The following is a 17,399-nucleotide window of genomic DNA, read 5'->3' on the forward strand; positions in this document are numbered from 1 at the left end:
CGGCAGTCCCGTCGACCTCGTCCTATCGTCGCGCGTTCATGTCTTCAGCTTCACGGCTGACTCATGACGGGTCGACCTGCTTCCTGGTTTCTTCCTCGGCGTGGGGTCGTCCCACACCAACACTGTCTGCGTGTCGCTCTATCTCCGACCGCACAACCTCAACACCGACCGCTTCCCGGACCTTGAAGGCCCTGGAGAACGCCCGCCGCTTCTCGGCCATGGCCAGACAGCTCGGGTCGGGGTGAATCCACGCGCCCCGACCGGGCATCCGGCGCCGCGGATCGGGGACTGCGTCCCCGGCCACGAGCACGACCCTCAGCAATTGCTTGTCCGACGCCCGGACACGGCAACCGACACAGGTCCGTATCGGGCTTGCGCCATCGGGACGTGCGGAGACCGGTTCCTGACGATGAACCACGGAAAGTCTATCTCGTCTGGCTCAGTCGGCCGAACCGGATACCGGTGACGGCGCCGCGGCGTCGCTGCGGATGTCGATCCGCCACCCGGTGAGCCGCGCGGCGAGCCGGGCATTCTGCCCTTCTTTGCCGATGGCCAACGAGAGCTGGAAGTCCGGCACGATGACCCTGGCCGTCTTCGCCCGCTCGTCGACCACCGTCACGCTCACGACCTTCGCGGGCGAGAGCGCGTTGCCGACGAATGTCGCCGGGTCGTCCGACCAGTCGATGATGTCGATCTTCTCGCCCGCCAGCTCGCTCATCACGTTGCGCACCCGCGCGCCCATCGGGCCGATGCACGCGCCCTTGGCGTTGACACCCGCCACCGTCGAGCGGACCGCGATCTTGGACCGGTGGCCCGCCTCGCGCGCCACCGCCGGGATCTCGACGGTGCCGTCGGCGATCTCGGGCACCTCCAGCGCGAACAGCCTGCGCACCAGGTTCGGGTGGGTGCGGGAGAGGGTGATCTGCGGGCCGCGGTTGCCCCGGGCGACCCCGACGACGTAGCACTTGATCCGGGTGCCGTGCTCGTAATTCTCCCCCGGCACCTGCTCGACCGCGGGCAGCACGCCCTCGGTGTCGCCGACCTGGACCACGACCATGCCGCGCGAGTTGGCCCGGGTGTCGCGCTGGACGACCCCGCCGATGATCTCGCCCTCCTTGGCCGCGAACTCGCCGAAGGTGCGCTCGTGCTCGGCGTCGCGCAGGCGCTGCAGGATGACCTGGCGGGCGGTGGTCGCGGCGATGCGGCCGAAGCCCTCCGGGGTGTCGTCCCACTCCTCGTCGACCTGGCCGTCGGGCCCGGTGGTGTAGGCAAGGACGCGGACCAGGCCGGAGCGCTTGTCGATGTCGATGCGCGCGTGCGACTGGTGGCCCTCGGTGTGCTTGTAGGCGGTGAGCAGCGCGGTCTCGATGGCCTCGATGACCGTCTCGAACGGGATGTCCTTGTCGCGCTCGATGGCCCGCAGCGCGGCGATGTCGACGTTCATCGCGCGTCCTCCTCACTATCGGACGCTCGACCTTCGAGCATCACCAGTTCCGCCGCAGGCGGTTGCTTGAATTCGATCTCGATCACCGCGGCGGCGATCTCGCTGTAGGCGACGGTCCGCAGAGCGTCGTCGACGAGCAGGGTGACCCCGTCGTCGTCGGACTTGCCGACCCTGGCCACGTATTCCGCGCCCTCGACCGGACGGACCTTGACCAGCCGCAGCCGGGCCCGGCGCCAGTGGCGCGGCCTGGTCAGCGGGCGGTCGAGCCCCGGCGAGGTGACTTCGAGCGTGTAGGGGCCGCCCAGGACGGCGTCGTGCTCGTCGAGCACCGCCGAGACCGCGCGGCTGACCTCGGCGACCTGGTCCAGCTCGACCCCGTCGTCACCGTCGACCACGACCTTCACCATGCGCCTGCGCCCGGCCTGCGCGACGTCGAGCTGTTCGAGCTCGAACCCGGCCGCGGCGACCGCGTCGGCCACGATCGGCGTCAACGCCGCCGTCACCGGGTCGGGCGCGGCGCTGGGTCCGGTGTCGCGTTGTCGCTGATTGGCCACGTCGGTGCCGCTCCCCTGTTCAGGTTGGTGGTGCGATTGTCTGCCGGTCGGCGGTACCGGCGCCGACCGTGGTTACCTAGCGTATCTCGCCCTGCCGCGACGGGCCGCCGCAGGCGATCATCCGGCCACTGGGGTGGGCCTGGCAGGATGACTCGGTGTGAGGGAGACCCGGGTGACCCGCCGCGCGCTGTTCCAGGCCGCCGCCGCGCTGGCCGCGCTGACCGCGTGCACGCCGGACCCTGGGCCGCCGCCCCCACCGGACCCGCTCGTCGAACTGGCCGCCCAGGCCCGCGCCGACGCGGCGTCGGCGCAGGCGATCGCCACCGCCGTGGCGGCTTTGGCCGCGCCTGCCGGTGAGGTCGCCAAGATCCGCGCCGAGCACGCCACGGTGCTGCAGGCCGAGGCCGACCGCGAGCGCCCACCCAAGAGCGGTGCCCCCACGACCGCGCCGCCGTCGACCTCCCCGGCACCCACCCCGGCGGAGCCCGCCGCGGCGAAGACGTTCCTGATCGAGGCGCTCACCGCGGCCGAGCAGAAGGCCGCGGCGGTGATCGCCACCGTGCCGCGCTACCGGGCGGGCATGGTCGGCTCGGTCGTGGCCGCGTGCGCGAGTCTGCGGGAGGTACTGGCATGACCCAGCCGTCACCGGGGCCCAAGCTGCCCCAGGACACCGTCGCCGCCGTGCAGGCCGCGCTCGGCACCGAACACGCGTCGATCTGGGTGTACGGGCTGGTCAGCGCGTTCCTCCCGGCCTCGTTCGACGCCCCGACCACGGCCGCGGCGACCGCGCACCGGGCCCGGCGCGACGCCATCGCCCGGCTGCTCGGCGGGTTCGGGGTCGACCCGGAACCGGCCAAGCCCGCCTACCTGACCCCGCAGCCGGTCACCAACCAGGCCTCCGCGCTGGCGGTCCTGGTGACCGCCGAGCAGGACGCCACGGTGGCCTGGCGCGCGACGCTGGAACGGTGTGACGACGCCGAGGTGCGCAAGATGGCACTGGAAGGCCTGACCGCGGCGGCGGTGCAGGCGGTCAAGTGGCGCAAGCTCGCCGGGATCCTGCCGCTGACACCCGCGCAGCCCGGCCTGGGCTAGGACCCTTCGTCGATCTTCTTGCCGAGGCGTAGCGCGTCGTCGCAGACCTTGTCGAGAACCTTCTTGTCGTCCTTTGTGCCCTTGGGGGTGAAGTCGGCCTCGACGATGGTGACGATCTCGCCCTCTTCCTTGGACGCGTAGCCGTTGCTCAGGTTCGACACGCCGTCGATCTTGACGACCTTCTCGCGAACCAGGTCGTTGACGTTGCCGGTGCCGTTGCTGTCGGTCAGCTTGCGCAGCTCGGCGGCCTTCTCCGCACTGGACAGGTGCACCACCGAGACCGACACCAGCGCGTCGCGATCGCCCACCTTCGCGGTGTAGAGCGCCTGGGTGACCTTCTCGCACACCCCGGGCTGGGCAAGGAACTGCTTGGTGTCGTCATAGGCGTGGCTCGCGCAGTCCGAGTCGACCTTCGGTGTGCGGACCTGCGAGTGCGGCTCGAACTGGTAGACCCCGTCCGGGGTGGGCTTGGCGCTCTCGGTCGAGCCCGCCGCCCCCTGGCCCGCGGGCTTGTCGTTGACGTACCAGTAGACGGCGCCGGACAGGACCGCGACCGCGACCAGCCCGAGGATCCGCATGAACCACGTCATCGCCGGGCTGGTCGGTTCGGCGGGCGGTTCCTCCACGAAGCGGAACGGCTCGTCGAAGCGGGGTCCATCGGTCACTCGGGAGATCCACTCGGTCTCGTCGGGGCGGTACTGCCCGGGCTGCTGTCCGGGACGCTGTGGGGCCGACACGACTGGTCACCGTAAACGGTATTGCCACCCAGCGTTAGGCCGACCGGGCAAATAGGTACAAACAGCCTGCTCACCGCAGTGCCTTGAGGACCCGGTCGACGTCGTCCTCGGTGTTGTAGAGGTGGAACGACAGCCGAGTGCGGCCCGCGCGCAGCGCACCCCGGATCCCGGCGTCGGCCAGGCCATCGGCGTTGTCGAGCGACACGATCGCCGAGTCGCCCGGCGCCTGGTCGAGTCCGGTGAGCAGGCGGTTCGCCAGCCCGACGCAGTGGTCGCGTACGGCTTTGACGTCCAGTTCGGCGAACCAGGTCAGCGCCGCGGCGGCCCCGACCTGGGCGAACCAGACCGGTGACAGGTCGAACGCCCTGGCGTCGCCCGCGAACCGCAGGGGCAGGCCGTAGACGGTGTCCCACGGGGTCTCGCCGGAGTACCAGTTGGCCACGATGGGCCTGGTCAGGTCCACCACATCGGGCCGGATCGCCAGCCACGCGGCGCCACGCGGGGCCAGCAGCCACTTGTAGCTGGAGCCGACCACCCAGTCCGCCCACGACAGGTCGACGGGCAGCCAGCCGACCGACTGCGTCGCGTCGAGCATCACCCTGGCGCCGCAGGCGCGCAGACCGTCGAGGTCGGCCACGGTGCCGTCGGCGGACTGCACGACACCGACCGCCACCAGGTCGAACTCAGGGGCGCGAGCGACCAACTCGGCCTGGGGGACCTCGGTGACGGTGACGCCGCGGTGGGCCTGCGCGGCGAACGGGAAGGTGGCGCTGGTGAACTCGTTGCCGACGGTCAGCACCCGCGTGCCGTCCGGGATTCCGGCGGCGACCAGGGCCACCAGCTGCGACACGCTCGCGCCGATGGCCACGTTCGCGGGGTCCACCCCGACCAGCCGGGCCCAGCCCCGCCGGGCCACCGCTGTCGGTTCGTCGTAGTCCGGCGCCTTGCCCAGCCCCTGGCGCCAGTCGGTCACCGCCTGTTCGAGCGCGTCGGCGACCCGCGCGGGCGGGACGCCGATGCTGGCGGTGTTGAGGTAGCCGTCCTGGATGTCGAATCGCTCTCCGAATGCCATGCGCACAAGACCGACCCTACGGTGGTGAGCGTGCACAGTGTGGAAATTTCGATCACCACCGGCGCGGCCGAGGCCGTTGTCGACCTCACCGACCGCTGCGCCCGCTTCCTGGCCGACGCGGACGCCACCGACGGTCTGCTGCACGTGTGGGTCCCGCACGCCACGGCGGGCCTGGCGATCATCGAGACCGGAGCGGGCAGCGACACCGACCTGCTGACCGCGCTACGCGAACTCCTGCCAGGAGACGCGCGCTGGCGGCACCGCCACGGCACGCCCGGCCACGGCCGCGACCACGTGCTGCCCGCGTTCGTGCCGCCGTACGCGACGATCCCGGTGCTCAACGGCACCATGGCGTTGGGCACATGGCAGTCGGTCTGCCTGGTGGACACCAACATCGACAACCCGGTGCGCACGGTACGGCTGAGCTACCTGCCTGCCTAGGCGGCGACCAGCGCGGGCTGTTCATCGATCGGGACGGGCTCCGGCTTGGCCCGCTCCGGCAGCAGCAACATCGCGACCGAGACCACCGCGACCGCGCCCAGGACGATCACGCCCAGCCGGACGTCCGGTGCCGACGCCGTGTCCTGCAGGAGGCTGCGCAGGCCCTCGGTGGAGAACCGGAACGGCGTCCACGACCACAGCAGCGCGCGGTAGGCCGGGTTCAGCATCTCCGGCACCTGCCCGGCCACGGCGGGCGCGATCAGGTAGAGCGGGCCGAGGATCGCCGCGGCCCGCAGCCCGAGGAACCGCACCAGCGCGCCTTGCAGCGAGGCGAACGCCACCGCCGTCAGGACCAGGAACCCGATCACGTCCCAGGTCAGCGGCAACGACGAGTCCCACCACGCCAGCAGTCCGACCACCACCGCGGGACCCACCAGACCGGCCGCCGCGACCAGCGCCAACCGGTTCACCGGCCGGATCCTGAGCCCGCGACGGCCTGCGGCGAAGACCAGGCCGATGCTCGCGACCAGCCCCCCGATCCACAGCAGCGCGCTGGCCGCCAGCGGAGCCGTGCGACCCGCCATGGACGCCGGGTGCAGCGTCTCCACCGTCACCGAGCCGCCCGTCACCTGGGCCACCCCGGTCAGCACCTGCTGGGCGATCTGCTGACCCTGCGGGTTGACCGCGCCCGACAGGACGACCTTGGCGCCGGACTGCCCGAGTTCCAGGATCCCGTAGACCCGCTTGTCCGCCAGCTGGCGGCGCGCGCCCTCAGCGGTGTCGACATGCCAGTCGACCGCGTCGCCACCGCGCTGGACCAACTGATCGGCCACCGCCTTCGGCGCGACCACCGCCAACGGCACCGCCGAAGGCCGCGCCGTGGCCTGTGCGCCGAAGGTGAGCACGCCCAGGACCGCCGCGACGATCGCCCCAGCGATGGCAACGACCAGGACTAACGCGCCAGTGCGTTGGGGTCCGGACATCTCCGCCTCCTAAGTTCATCATGTGTTGAATTAGGACGGTACGCCGGTCGCGGCGAACAAGTCAACGTGTGTTGAAATAACGACGCGCTACGGTTCCCGATGTGCGATTCCAGCGTGCGGCCGTCGGCGCGATCTCGCTCGCGGTAGTCGGCGGCGGCATCGCCACGGTCGCCATGCTCGCCCCCGCCGACGACGGGCGCACCCCGGTGAGCGCGCTCCCCCAGCCCACCGCCACCCGCCCGGCTGATCGAGCGGCTCCGCGCACCCCCGGCTGGCAGGTCATCACCGACCCCACCGCGGCGATCACCTACGAGGTCCCGCCGACGTGGACCCTCGCCGAGAACAGCGAGTCACTGGAGTCATCCAGCGGAGTCGAACTCGGCCACCTCGCCGACTTCGGCCCCTACCTCTGCCAGGGCGCCGAATACGGCCGCGCCTTCAGCGGCAGCGGCCTCACCGACGGCACCACCCGCGACTCGGCGGCCGAACTCGCCGCGGCCGTCGCCGCCGACCAGTACAGCGACGGCAGCCAAACCGCCAAAGTCACCCTCTCCAACCCCACCCGAATCACCCGCGACGGCCTGAACGGCACGATCGTCCACGCCGCGGCCGAGGTCACCGCCGACGACATCGCCGACCGCTGCGCGAGCACCAAGGGCACGGTGGTCGTGGTCGCTTTGACGACCAAGGCGGGAACGTCGGTAGTCGTCCTGGCCGCCGACGCCGACACGGGCTCGACCCCGAGCGCGCCCCTGGTCACCTATGAGGAAGTGACCGCGATCGCGGAGAGCGTGCGCCCGTCGGGCTGACTACGCGGGCAGTTTCGGCCACAGCACCTCAGCCTTGGCCGGAGGTCCGTGGGAACGCTCAACGGCGTGGTCGGCGCTGTGGTCGCGACCGTTGATCCATCCCGCCTGTCGAAAGCGGCGGCCGTCCCGTCGGTCCCCCGTGCCACCATGGCTGGGTGACCGACACCCTCGTGCTCTGGGACATCGACCTGACCCTCGTCGACTACAGCGGCATCGGCAAGCTCTGGTACGGCCAAGCCGTCAATGCCGTCCTCGGCGTCGACATCGAACACGTTCCCCTGTTCCCCGGTCGCACCGAGCGCTCACTCACCGCCGAGATCCTCACCGCGCACGGGGCCGAGCTCAGCGAGGACAACATCCAGCGCATGTTCGCCGAGCTCGTCCGCCTCGCCGACGAAGCCGATCTCGCCTCGCTTGGTCGTGCCCTGCCCGGTGCCGCGGCGATTCTGGAGGCGCTCGCCAACCGCGCGGACGTCGTCCAGTCGCTGGTGACGGGCAACCTGCCCGAACTCGCCGACCGCAAGCTCACCCCGTTCGGCCTGCACGACTACGTCGACTTCGAGATCGGTGGCTACGGCTCCCTGTCCGAGCACCGCCATGACCTGGTGTCGGCCGCCATGGCCGCCGCGGGTGGCAAGCACGGCACCACGTTCGCCCCCAGGTCGGTCGTCGTCATCGGCGACACCCCGCACGACGTCGAGGCCGCGCTGCACCACGGCGCCGTCGGCGTCGGCGTCGCGACCGGGCGCCACACGGCCGCCGATCTGACCGCCGCCGGAGCCCACCTCGTGCTCGACGACCTGTCCGACACCCCGGCCGTGCTGTCCGGTCTGCTCGGATGCGTGGGTTCCGATCTCGGGCGACAGGGAGACCAACTACCGTCTGGGGCATGAGCACCCCAGGGGGTCCGTACTGGCAGGAACCACCGCCGCAGTACCAGGTCGACCCGATCACCGGTAGGCCCAATTACTTCCAGCCCCAGCAGCAGCAGCCCTACGGCGGCTACCAGGGGTTCGGCATGTACCAGCCGCCGGAGCCGCCCAAGCCCAACCGGACTCCCTGGATCTTGGCCCTGGTCGCCGTCCTGGTCCTGGTCGGCGGCGGCGTGACCGCGTTCCTGCTCCTCAAGGACGACGAGTCGCCGACGCCGACCGCCGGACCGACGTCAAGTTCGGCGCCCACCACGACCAAGGGCAAGCCCAGCAGCCCGACGCCGAAGCCGACCACGGCCAAGCCGACCACGTCGAGGACGCCGACCGAGGTCGACGACGTCAAGGTCGACGCGGTCACCCCCGGCTTCCAGGGCGTGCTGTCGTACAAGGACAAGATCGCCTACGACGTCCCCGCTGACTGGAAGATCGAGACCCCGGGCACGGTCGTCGGCTTCGAGGACAACAACGGCAAGGTCGTCGCGATCATGCACGGCGTCACGACCTACCGGCACAACGCGTGCCCCGCGGTCAAGGGGTCCTACCGCGGCCACGTCGGCATGGTCAACGCGGGCGACGCCGACGTCACCCGCGCGGCCAAGAACGGCGCGAAGCTGTTCGCCGACGGTGCCGCGATCAACAAGGACAACACGAAGGCACCCGTCGCCGTGACCGAGCCGGTGCCGACCAAGGTCGGCCAGGGCAAGATCGACGCGATGATGGCGACCGCGACGATGACGGTGAACCAGCCCGGCGAGTGCCCGTCGCCGTCGGTGCTGTTCACCTCGGTGGCGTTCAAGGTCAAGAGCGACACGTTCGTCCTGATCAGCTACCAGGACCAGGGCGTCGCCGACGCGCTGCCGCCCGAGGTGCTGGAGAAGATCATCGCCAGCGTCCGGCCATACGAGGGGTAACGACCAGAAGACCCCCGCGCGGCACGTCGCCGCGCGGGGGTCTCGGTTTCAGCTCTTGGCCAGCGCGGTGAGGTGGGCGACGATGCCGTCGACCGGCAGCTCGGTCTTCTCGCCGGTGGCGCGGTCCTTGACCTCGACCAGCCCGTTGGCCAGTCCGCGGCCGACCACCACGATCGTCGGCACCCCGATGAGCTCGGCGTCCTTGAACTTCACGCCCGGCGAGGCGTTGCGGTCGTCGAGCAGGACCGACAGCCCGGCCGCGTCCAGCTCGGCGGCCAGCTTCTCGCCGCCCTCGCGCAAGGTGTCGTCCTTGCCCGCGATGACCAGGTGGATGTCAGCGGGCGCGATCCCGCGCGGCCACAGGATGCCCAGCTCGTCGTGGTTCTGCTCGGCCAGCACGGCGACCAGCCGGGAGACGCCGATGCCATAGGAACCCATGGTGATGCGGACCGGCTTGGAGTCCGGACCCAGCGCGTCGAGCGAGAACGCGTCGGCGTACTTGCGGCCGAGCTGGAAGATGTGGCCGATCTCGATGCCGCGCGCGGCGACCAGGGTGCCCTCGCCGTCCGGCGCGGGGTCGCCCTCGCGGACCTCGGCGGCCTCGATCGTGCCGTCCGGGGTGAAGTCGCGGCCCGCGACCAGGTCGACCACGTGGTGATCGGCCTTGTCCGCGCCGGTCACCCAGGCGGTGCCGGTGACCACGCGCGGGTCGACCAGGTAGCGCACGCCGTTGTCCAGCAGCGCCTTCGGGCCGATGTAGCCCTTGACCAGGAACGGGTTCTTCGCGAAGTCGGCGTCCTCCAGGATCGCCACCTCCGCCGGGCTCACCGCCGCCTCGACGCGCTTGAAGTCCACCTCGCGGTCGCCGGGCACGCCGACCGCCAGCAGCTCCCACTCGCCCGCGGGCTGACGGATCTTGAGCAGGACGTTCTTGAGCGTGTCGGCCGCGGTGAACGTCCGACCCAGGTCGGTCTTGTTCAGGAAGTCGACCAGCGTCTCGATGGTCGGGGTCTCGGGCGTGTGGTGCACCTGCGACTCGGCCAGGCCCGCCAGCGCGATCGCGGGCGGGGCCTGGGTGACCACGGCCTCGACGTTGGCCGCGTAGTCCGACGCGGTGCTGCGGACGAAGGTGTCCTCACCGGTCGGCGCCTCGGCCAGGAACTCCTCCGACGCCGAGCCGCCCATCGCGCCCGAGGTGGCCGCGACGATGACGTACTGGATGCCGAGGCGGTCGAAGATCTTGATGTAGGCGTCGCGGTGCTTCTGGTAGCTCTCCGACAGGCCGTCGTCGGTGAGGTCGAAGGAGTACGAGTCCTTCATCAGGAACTCGCGGCCGCGCAGGATGCCCGCGCGGGGACGCGCCTCGTCGCGGTACTTGGTCTGGATCTGGTAGAGCGTGACCGGGTAGTCCTTGTACGAGTTGTACTCGCCCTTCACGGTGAGGGTGAACAGCTCCTCGTGGGTGGGGCCGAGCAAGTAGTCGGCACCCTTGCGGTCCTTGAGGCGGAACAGGTTCGGGCCGTACTCGGTCCACCGGTTGGTCGCCTCGTAGGGCTCCCTCGGCAACAGGGCGGGGAACTGGATCTCCTGGGCGCCCATGGCGTCCATCTCCTCGCGCACCACCCGCTCGATGTTGCGCAGCACGCGCAGGCCCAGCGGCAGCCAGGAGTACCCGCCCGGTGCGACGCGGCGGACGTACCCGGCGCGAACCAGCAGCTTGTGGCTGGGCACCTCGGCGTCCGCCGGGTCCTCGCGCAGTGTGCGCAGGAACAACGACGACATCCTGGTGATCACGGTGACACTCCTCATCGGGGGCCGCACGGACTGTGCCCGCAAAGCGTAATGACCCAGCCCTGGCCAGCGCATTCGGGTTAGGGTCGACGGAATTGTCGGTGGCCCCGGCTAGCTTGCGGCCATGACAATCGGACTCGGCGGCATGACCATCGACTGCGCGGACCCGCGCTCGCTCGCGAAGTTCTGGACCGCCGCATTGGACTATGAGATCGGCAGCGACTACGAGGGCGAGTTCATCTTCCTCGGCCCCAAGGGCTCCAAGCCAGGCGAGGCAGCCTACCTGGGCCTGCAAAAGGTGCCGGAGCCGCGCGTGGGCAAGAACCGGGCCCACATCGACTTCCACACCGAGGACCGGACCGCCGAAGTGGACCGCCTGGTCAGTCTGGGCGCGACTGTCCTGGCCGAACACAAGGTGCCCGGTCTGACGTGGTCGGTCCTGGCCGACCCGGAGGGCAACGAGTTCTGCGTGGGGTCGTCTAACGGCTGAGCGAATACGTGGTCCAGCGGTCGGTGACCCGGAACCCGCACCGCTCGTAAACACCGAGGGCCCCGGTGGCGTTGCCGCTGTCGACCGCGAGTGCGGCGCGGTCGAAGCCCGCCACCTTGGCCCCGGTGAGCACCGACGCCAGCAGCGCCGTGCCGACGCCCTTGCCACGCCACGGCTTGACGGTGCCGACATGGCCCAGCCAGAGCTCCTTCTGGCCCGTGCCCGCTTCCTGGGCCCGCGAGGCGTAACCCATGACGTAGGCGACGATCTTGTCGTCCTCGTCGAACAGCAGCACCGTGTGCTCCGGCCGGAACGACGGGTTGCCGGTCATGTGCGCGCGCCAGTAGTCCGGTTGGGACGGGATCGAGCCCCAGTGCTCGGCGAAACACGCGTTGTGGACGACGCGCAGGTGCTCGTCGTCGGCCGGGTCGAACGTGCGCGCGGTCAGACCGTCGGGCAGGGCCAGGGTGTGCGGCTCGGTCGCCAGGTCGACACGCATGTCGAAGTAGTAGCGGATCGGCTGATAGCCGGCGGTGGTGAGCAGCGCGGCGTGGCCCTCGTTGGACTCGTGGGCGGACGACCGTGGCTCGAACGTCAGGTGGGGGCACCGCTGGTCGTGGTGGGCGCGGGCGGCCGCGGTGAGCCGGTCAAGCAGCTCGCGGCCGATGCCGCGACGGCGGTGCGACGGGCGGACGGTGGCTTCGTACTGCACGGAGTTGACCTTGACGTGGCCCGCCTTGAACCAGGAGACGCCGGTGGCCACCATCTGGTCGCCGTCGAACGCGGCGACGGTGACGAGGCCGAGGTCGGCCATGACCTCCGCGAACTCCTCATCGCCCATGAACTCGCCGGTCTTGTCGACGGCCTCAGCCGCGTCGCACAGGTCCACCCAGGCCGCCGAGTCGCCCGCGCGCAGGGGTCGCCATTCGAGGGTCGTCATGCGACGACGGTACGACCGCCCGCTCGTCGGCTCGACCGAATTTCGGGACGACTTATGCTCACCGCATGCTCGTGCTGCTGCCCCCGTCGGAGACCAAGGCCGAGGGTGGCGCGGGTGCGCCGCTCGACTTGGCCGCCCTGTCGTTTCCGGAACTCACCGCGATCCGAGAGCGCCTTGTCACCGCATTGGGTGAACTTGCCGCCGATGTCCCCGCGAGCCTGGCCGCGCTCGGGTTGTCGGAGCGGCAGACCGACGAGGTCGCCCGCAACGCCGAGCTGACGGTGTCCCCCACCCGGCCCGCGTTGGAGCGCTACACCGGGGTTCTCTACGACGCGCTCGACGCGAAGTCGTTCACCAAGCCGCAGCGGACCCGGGCCAACCGCAGGCTCGCGGTGGCCTCGGCCCTGTTCGGTGTCGTGCGGACCGGCGACCCGATACCGGCCTACCGCCTCTCCGGCGACACCGTGCTGCCCGGGCTCGGCGGCCTGCGTACGCAGTGGAAGCCCGAACTGGAGAAGACTTTGTCCACTGTGGACGATCTGGTGGTCGACCTTCGGTCCGGCGCCTACGCCAACCTCGCCGCGATCCCGCACGCGATCACCGTGCGCGTGGTCACCGACGACGGCGCGGGACGCCGCAAGACGGTCAGCCACTTCAACAAGGCCTACAAGGGCAAGCTCGCCGCCGCACTGGCTCTCGCGCCGCGCGAGCCGGGGTCGGTGCGGACCCTGATCTCGGTCGCGGCGGCGAACGGGATGCGGCTGGAGCCGACCGGGAAACTCAGCTTGGACCTCGTGGTCGATTAATTCGGTTGACCGGCCTGACCTGGGCCGGGCACGCTGTGCGCAGACCGGCGAAGAACGGATCGAGGAGGTGCGTCGTGGTGATGACTGTTCCTGTGGCGGTGCCGACCCGTCCACTCGCCCCACGTCGCTGACGCTCGCGGTGGGGCATCCTTCCCAGGTCAAGGAGACCCACCAGTGCGCAAGCACGAAGACTTCCGCAACTCCGAGTTCAGCGATTTCGACTCTCCGGCTCGTGGCCGCATGCGCCGCGGGCGCTTCGACGACGACCCCCAGCCCCAGCGCTCCGGCAGGCTGACCGAGGCCGAGAAGGCCCGCCTGGCCAGGGTCCGCGATGACGCCTACACCGCCGAACAGGAACTGCCCGACGGCGCCGCCCGCTGGTCGACCTGGGCCGACAGTGAACAGGGCCCGCACCCGCGGCCCGACTGGCTGGTCACCGACCTCGCCGCGGCCGACACCGAGCTTGGCGTACTCAAGACCGGCAAAGAGGCCGATGTATTCATCATCGAGCGCGCCGTGCCCGACGGCCCGAGCTGCCTGCTCGCGGCCAAGCGCTACCGCAGCGGTGAACACCGGATGTTCCACCGCGACGCGGGCTATCTCGAAGGCAGGCGGCTGCGCAAGTCCCGCGAGATGCGCGCCATCACCAACCGGACTTCGTTCGGCCGCAACCTGATCGCCGAGCAATGGGCGGTCGCGGAGTTCTCCGCGCTGTCCCGGCTGTGGTCGATCGGGGCGCCCGTGCCGTATCCGGCGCAGCGCGACGGAACCGAGCTGCTGCTGGAGTTCCTCCAGGACGAAGCGGGCCACGGCGCGCCGCGGCTGGCCCAGCTGCGACCGGATCCGGACACGCTGCGCGAGCTGTGGGAGCAGCTCGTCGGCGGGCTGGAGCTGTTCGCGGTCGAGGGGCTCACCCACGGCGACCTCTCGGCCTACAACATCCTCGTCCACGACGGCCACCTCATGCTGATCGACCTTCCGCAGGTCGTGGACCTGGTGGCCAACCCGGGCGGGCCGGAGTTCCTGGCCCGTGACGTAGCCAACATCGCGGGCTGGTTCCGCTCGCGCGGGCTGCCGGAAGACGTCGCCGACCCGGCGACGCTGACCGAGAAACTGCTGGTCACAGCTGGTCTCGACTGAACTGGCGGGGAGCGGCGAACGTGATGTCGGTCCCGTGGTGCAAACCGGCTACCGGACGTCAGGTAGCATGGACACGCATCGTGAGCGACACATGTACGTCGCTCCCCGCCCGGCGTCGATCGACACCGGATGGCCAGCGATGACATACCCACTATCGGCACGAAATACGTGCCGGGCTCGTCCGTGTGAAAGCCTGCCGGCCTCCTTGAGAAGAGGGCGGAGCCTCCCGAGACGTGCCACGTCCGGAGAGGACCCCGTGCAGAACTCTGCCCTGCCCACGAACGATCATGATGACGACCGCAAGCCGCGGCACCGCCAGAGCGGCAAGGGCCGCTTTGATGACGGATCGGTGACCTTCGCCGATCTCGGTCTGCCGAAGCCGCTGCTGCGGGCGCTGATCGACGCGGGCATCGAACAGCCCTTCCCCATCCAGGCCGCCACGCTCCCGGACGCACTCGCGGGCAAGGACGTGCTCGGCCGCGCCCAGACCGGCTCGGGCAAGACCCTGGCCTTCGGTCTCGGCCTGCTCAGCAGGCTCGACGGCGGCGAAGCCCGCCCGCTCAAGCCGCGTGGCCTGATCCTGGTTCCCACCCGTGAGCTCGCCCTGCAGGTCAGCGACGCGCTGACCCCGCTGGGCAAGTCGCTGGGCCTGTGGGTCCGCACCGCCGTCGGCGGCATGTCCTTCCCCCGCCAGGCCGACGCCCTCAAGCGCGGTGTCGACCTGCTCATCGCCACCCCGGGTCGGCTGTCCGACCACGTCCGCCAGGGCACCTGTGTGCTGCACGACGTGCAGCACATCGCCATCGACGAGGCCGACCAGATGGCCGACATGGGCTTCCTGCCCCAGGTGCGCGAGATCCTCGACCTGACCGACCCTGACGCCCAGGTGCTGCTGTTCTCGGCCACCCTCGACGGTGATGTCGACCAGCTCATCAAGCGCTACATGAACAACCCGGTCACCCACTCGGTCGACGTGTCCACCGCCAGTGTGTCCACTATGGAGCACCATATGCTCCTGGTGTCCAAGCAGGACAAGGCCGACGTCATCACCGAGATGGCCGCCCGCGAAGGCCGGACGATCATGTTCGTCCGCACCAAGCACCACGTCGACCGCCTGGCCGACAAGCTGCGCTCGGTCGGCGTCCGCGCGGGTGCGCTGCACGGCGGCAAGACGCAGGGCGCGCGCAACCGCGTGCTCAGCCAGTTCCGCGACGGCGACATGCCGGTCCTCGTGGCCACCGACGTCGCCGCCCGCGGCATCCACGTCGACGGCGTCAGCCTCGTCGTGCACGTCGACCCGCCCGCCGACTCGAAGGACTACCTGCACCGCGCGGGCCGCACCGCGCGTGCGGGCGAGTCCGGCACCGTGGTGACGGTCGTGACCCACGACCAGCGCCGCACCGTCGTCCGGATGACCGACAAGGCCGGGGTGAAGCCGGAAAGCACGAAGGTCCGCCCCGGCGACGCCGACCTGATCCGCATCACCGGTGCCCGTACCCCTTCCGGTGAGCCCGTGATCGAGAAGGCCCCTCCGGCTCGCCCGTCGCGCGCCTCCGGCGGCCACACCCCGCGCCGCGGCGGTGACTTCCGTCGCCGCACGGGTCGCGACAGCCACGGTCACGAGGGACGGGCCCGTGAGGCCCACCACCCGCGCGACACCCACGACAGCCGCGACTTCCGTGAGGGCCCGCGTCGTGAGGGCCCCCGCCGCGAGTTCCGGGACCGCGCCGAGACCCCTCGCCGCGACGCCCCCCGCCGTGACTTCCGCGACGCACCCCGCGGAGAATTCCGTGACGCGCCTCGCGACTCCGCCGCGGCAGGCTCCCGCCGCGAGGCCCCCCGCCGCGACTTCCGCGACGCACCCCGCCGTGCCACCACCACCGCCGCCCCGCGCGGCGGCGACCGCCGACGCAACGACTAATCAGGTCTAGTCACCAACGGAGCCGCATCAGCCACAGGCTGATGCGGCTCCGTTGTTTGTAGCTGTGTTGTTCGAAGCTGTTGTTGATTCCAGCTGTTGTGCGGCTAGCGCAGCTCGTCAACCAGACCCGCGACAGCCCCGATGATGGTGACGGCAGGCGGCCGAATCCCTTGAGCGGCGACGTCGGCGGCGACCTCGGCCAACGTAGAGCGCAGGACCCGCTGGTTGCGCGTGGTCCCCTCCTGGATCACCGCGACCGGGGTCGAGCCCTCGCGGCCCCCCTTGATGAGGGTGGTGGCGAACTGGTCAAGCTTGTCGACGCCCATCATCAAGACGATGGTGCCCTTAAGACTCGCGAGAGCGGACCAGTCGGTCAGCGAGGTCGGATCATCCGGACCGACATGCCCCGACACGACCACAACCTCATGCGCGACCCCCCGGTGCGTCACCGGGACATCCGCGATGGCGGGCACAGCGAAGGCCGACGTGATCCCCGGGACAACAGTCACCGGGACACCCGCCTTGGCGCACGCGATCAGCTCCTCGAATCCGCGCCCGAACAGATAGGGGTCGCCCCCCTTGAGCCGGACCACGAACTTCCCCGCCTTGGCGTGCGTGATCAACGCGTCGTTGATCGCCTCCTGGGTGGCCGCCCGGCCATAGGGGATCTTGGCCGCGTCGATCACCGTCACCGACGGCGCGAGTTCGTCAAGCAGGTCACGCGGCCCAAGCCGATCCGCGACAACGACATCAGCGCGCGACAGCAGCCGACGCCCCCGCACCGTGATCAGCTCCGGGTCGCCAGGACCGCCACCGACCAACGCGACACCCGGCAGCTCCGGGGACCGCACCTGATCGGACACCCGCCCCTCCCGCAGCGCCTCAAGCAGGCCGTCGCGGACCGCCGCCGACCGAGAGTGCGCACCGCCCGCGAGCACGCCGACCAACAGGCCCTCGTACTCACCCGTGGCAGGTGTGACCGCACTGCCCTCACTACCCGCGTCGGCACGCACGCAGAACACCCGAACCCGCTCCGCCTCGGCGGCCACAGCCGCGTTGACCGCGCCGTCGGAGGTGCAGCACAGCACGTACCACGCGGCGGCGAGGTCGCCGTCGACGTAGCGACGGGCATGCCAGGTCACCTCACCGGCGTCCACCATGCCCTGAACCGACGGGGTGACCTCGGGCGAGACGACCTCGACCCGCGCACCGGACGCCACCAGCCTGGGCAGCCTGCGCTGCGCCACGGTGCCACCGCCGACCACGACGACGCGGCGACCCGCGAGATCGAGACCGGCCAGATAGTGCTGCTCCACTGCCATTGCGACAGCATGCC

The 17,399-nt window shown here is 70.6% G+C and carries 19 protein-coding genes and 1 pseudogene; 10 read left to right on the top strand and 10 right to left on the bottom strand.

The window, feature by feature from the left end; translation table 11 throughout:
* Positions 1-61 precede the first annotated feature (61 nt).
* The 4 genes and pseudogenes from BN1701_RS38225 to rimP all read right to left on the bottom strand — a co-directional run bounded on the left by BN1701_RS38225 (position 62) and on the right by rimP (position 1,947).
* Entirely contained in the window at positions 62-220 is a 159-nt protein-coding gene (locus tag BN1701_RS38225; protein WP_231949969.1) for a hypothetical protein, read from the bottom strand.
* A gap of 15 nt (positions 221-235) precedes the next feature.
* A pseudogene (locus BN1701_RS38230) lies at positions 236-418 on the bottom strand (YlxR family protein); the annotation flags it as partial.
* 21 nt (positions 419-439) lie between these two features.
* On the bottom strand, positions 440-1,444 hold the full coding sequence (gene nusA / locus BN1701_RS16535; protein ID WP_054049871.1) for a transcription termination factor NusA: 1,005 nt from the start codon (positions 1,442-1,444) through the stop codon (positions 440-442).
* On the bottom strand, positions 1,441-1,947 hold the full coding sequence (gene rimP, locus BN1701_RS16540) for a ribosome maturation factor RimP (RefSeq protein WP_082860359.1): 507 nt from the start codon (positions 1,945-1,947) through the stop codon (positions 1,441-1,443). The genes nusA and rimP overlap by 4 nt, the downstream gene beginning before the upstream one ends.
* Positions 1,948-2,155: 208 nt before the next feature.
* On the opposite strand from rimP, the gene BN1701_RS16545 reads away from it, so the two are divergent.
* Positions 2,156-2,632: a hypothetical protein gene (locus BN1701_RS16545; protein ID WP_231949616.1), complete on the top strand. Its 477-nt coding sequence runs from the start codon at positions 2,156-2,158 to the stop codon at positions 2,630-2,632.
* Entirely contained in the window at positions 2,629-3,090 is a 462-nt protein-coding gene (locus BN1701_RS16550) for a ferritin-like domain-containing protein (protein WP_054049879.1), read from the top strand. Before BN1701_RS16545 ends, BN1701_RS16550 begins: the two co-directional genes overlap by 4 nt.
* Here BN1701_RS16550 and BN1701_RS16555 read toward each other — a convergent pair.
* Complete coding sequence (locus BN1701_RS16555) at positions 3,087-3,827, bottom strand: hypothetical protein (RefSeq protein WP_054049881.1); 741 nt, start codon at positions 3,825-3,827, stop codon at positions 3,087-3,089. The genes BN1701_RS16550 and BN1701_RS16555 overlap by 4 nt on opposite strands.
* A 70-nt stretch (positions 3,828-3,897) precedes the next feature.
* The gene (locus tag BN1701_RS16560) at positions 3,898-4,899 is read right to left on the bottom strand and encodes an aminotransferase class V-fold PLP-dependent enzyme (RefSeq protein WP_054049883.1); all 1,002 of its coding nucleotides are present in this window, start codon (positions 4,897-4,899) and stop codon (positions 3,898-3,900) included.
* Positions 4,900-4,929: 30 nt separating this feature from the next.
* Between BN1701_RS16560 and BN1701_RS16565 the strand changes: the two genes are divergently transcribed.
* Positions 4,930-5,340 carry a secondary thiamine-phosphate synthase enzyme YjbQ gene (locus BN1701_RS16565; RefSeq protein WP_054049884.1) on the top strand — a complete coding sequence of 137 codons (411 nt, stop codon included), beginning with the start codon at positions 4,930-4,932 and terminating at the stop codon, positions 5,338-5,340.
* Here the strand turns inward: BN1701_RS16565 and BN1701_RS16570 are convergent.
* Positions 5,337-6,323, bottom strand: a complete 987-nt coding sequence (locus tag BN1701_RS16570; protein WP_067520763.1) for a hypothetical protein — start codon at positions 6,321-6,323, stop codon at positions 5,337-5,339. The genes BN1701_RS16565 and BN1701_RS16570 overlap by 4 nt on opposite strands.
* A gap of 101 nt (positions 6,324-6,424) precedes the next feature.
* Between BN1701_RS16570 and BN1701_RS16575 the strand changes: the two genes are divergently transcribed.
* The 3 genes from BN1701_RS16575 to BN1701_RS16585 all read left to right on the top strand — a co-directional run bounded on the left by BN1701_RS16575 (position 6,425) and on the right by BN1701_RS16585 (position 8,975).
* On the top strand, positions 6,425-7,132 hold the full coding sequence (locus tag BN1701_RS16575) for a hypothetical protein (protein WP_054049886.1): 708 nt from the start codon (positions 6,425-6,427) through the stop codon (positions 7,130-7,132).
* Between the two features lie 155 nt (positions 7,133-7,287).
* Positions 7,288-8,025: an HAD family hydrolase gene (locus tag BN1701_RS16580; RefSeq protein ID WP_082859886.1), complete on the top strand. Its 738-nt coding sequence runs from the start codon at positions 7,288-7,290 to the stop codon at positions 8,023-8,025.
* Positions 8,022-8,975: a hypothetical protein gene (locus BN1701_RS16585; protein ID WP_054049888.1), complete on the top strand. Its 954-nt coding sequence runs from the start codon at positions 8,022-8,024 to the stop codon at positions 8,973-8,975. The genes BN1701_RS16580 and BN1701_RS16585 overlap by 4 nt, the downstream gene beginning before the upstream one ends.
* Positions 8,976-9,023: 48 nt before the next feature.
* Here BN1701_RS16585 and BN1701_RS16590 read toward each other — a convergent pair whose 3' ends face one another.
* The gene (locus BN1701_RS16590) at positions 9,024-10,769 is read right to left on the bottom strand and encodes a proline--tRNA ligase (RefSeq protein ID WP_054055910.1); all 1,746 of its coding nucleotides are present in this window, start codon (positions 10,767-10,769) and stop codon (positions 9,024-9,026) included.
* Positions 10,770-10,890: 121 nt separating this feature from the next.
* On the opposite strand from BN1701_RS16590, the gene BN1701_RS16595 reads away from it, so the two are divergent.
* Positions 10,891-11,256 carry a VOC family protein gene (locus tag BN1701_RS16595; RefSeq protein WP_054049890.1) on the top strand — a complete coding sequence of 122 codons (366 nt, stop codon included), beginning with the start codon at positions 10,891-10,893 and terminating at the stop codon, positions 11,254-11,256.
* On the opposite strand, the gene BN1701_RS16600 is transcribed toward BN1701_RS16595, so the two are convergent.
* On the bottom strand, positions 11,246-12,196 hold the full coding sequence (locus BN1701_RS16600) for a GNAT family N-acetyltransferase (RefSeq protein WP_054049892.1): 951 nt from the start codon (positions 12,194-12,196) through the stop codon (positions 11,246-11,248). The two genes, BN1701_RS16595 and BN1701_RS16600, sit on opposite strands and share 11 nt — an antisense overlap.
* Before the next feature lie 65 nt (positions 12,197-12,261).
* Here BN1701_RS16600 and yaaA point away from each other — a divergent pair, with 65 nt between their 5' ends.
* The 3 genes from yaaA (at position 12,262) to BN1701_RS16615 (ending at position 16,063) form a co-directional block, all read left to right on the top strand.
* The gene (gene yaaA, locus BN1701_RS16605) at positions 12,262-13,002 is read left to right on the top strand and encodes a peroxide stress protein YaaA (protein ID WP_054049894.1); all 741 of its coding nucleotides are present in this window, start codon (positions 12,262-12,264) and stop codon (positions 13,000-13,002) included.
* 174 nt (positions 13,003-13,176) lie between these two features.
* Positions 13,177-14,142, top strand: coding sequence for a serine protein kinase RIO (locus tag BN1701_RS16610; protein WP_054049896.1), 966 nt, complete (start codon positions 13,177-13,179; stop codon positions 14,140-14,142).
* 256 nt (positions 14,143-14,398) lie between these two features.
* A complete protein-coding gene (locus tag BN1701_RS16615; protein ID WP_082859887.1) occupies positions 14,399-16,063 on the top strand; it encodes a DEAD/DEAH box helicase in 1,665 nt (554 codons plus the stop codon).
* Between the two features lie 104 nt (positions 16,064-16,167).
* Here the strand turns inward: BN1701_RS16615 and cobA are convergent, their stop codons facing one another.
* On the bottom strand, positions 16,168-17,385 hold the full coding sequence (gene cobA / locus BN1701_RS16620; RefSeq protein WP_054049898.1) for a uroporphyrinogen-III C-methyltransferase: 1,218 nt from the start codon (positions 17,383-17,385) through the stop codon (positions 16,168-16,170).
* Positions 17,386-17,399 lie beyond the last annotated feature (14 nt).

This window comes from Alloactinosynnema sp. L-07, from assembly GCF_900070365.1.
In the GTDB taxonomy this organism is placed as follows: Bacteria; Actinomycetota; Actinomycetes; order Mycobacteriales; family Pseudonocardiaceae; genus Actinokineospora.

Coding starts and splice junctions, on each gene's coding strand:
- BN1701_RS38225 (WP_231949969.1), bottom strand. CDS start 220: ATGGCCGAGAAGCGGCGGGCGTTCTCCAGGGCCTTCAAGGTCCGGGAA.
- nusA (WP_054049871.1), bottom strand. CDS start 1,444: ATGAACGTCGACATCGCCGCGCTGCGGGCCATCGAGCGCGACAAGGAC.
- BN1701_RS16550 (WP_054049879.1), top strand. CDS start 2,629: ATGACCCAGCCGTCACCGGGGCCCAAGCTGCCCCAGGACACCGTCGCC.
- BN1701_RS16560 (WP_054049883.1), bottom strand. CDS start 4,899: ATGGCATTCGGAGAGCGATTCGACATCCAGGACGGCTACCTCAACACC.
- BN1701_RS16570 (WP_067520763.1), bottom strand. CDS start 6,323: ATGTCCGGACCCCAACGCACTGGCGCGTTAGTCCTGGTCGTTGCCATC.
- BN1701_RS16585 (WP_054049888.1), top strand. CDS start 8,022: ATGAGCACCCCAGGGGGTCCGTACTGGCAGGAACCACCGCCGCAGTAC.
- BN1701_RS16595 (WP_054049890.1), top strand. CDS start 10,891: ATGACAATCGGACTCGGCGGCATGACCATCGACTGCGCGGACCCGCGC.
- BN1701_RS16600 (WP_054049892.1), bottom strand. CDS start 12,196: ATGACGACCCTCGAATGGCGACCCCTGCGCGCGGGCGACTCGGCGGCC.
- yaaA (WP_054049894.1), top strand. CDS start 12,262: ATGCTCGTGCTGCTGCCCCCGTCGGAGACCAAGGCCGAGGGTGGCGCG.
- cobA (WP_054049898.1), bottom strand. CDS start 17,385: ATGGCAGTGGAGCAGCACTATCTGGCCGGTCTCGATCTCGCGGGTCGC.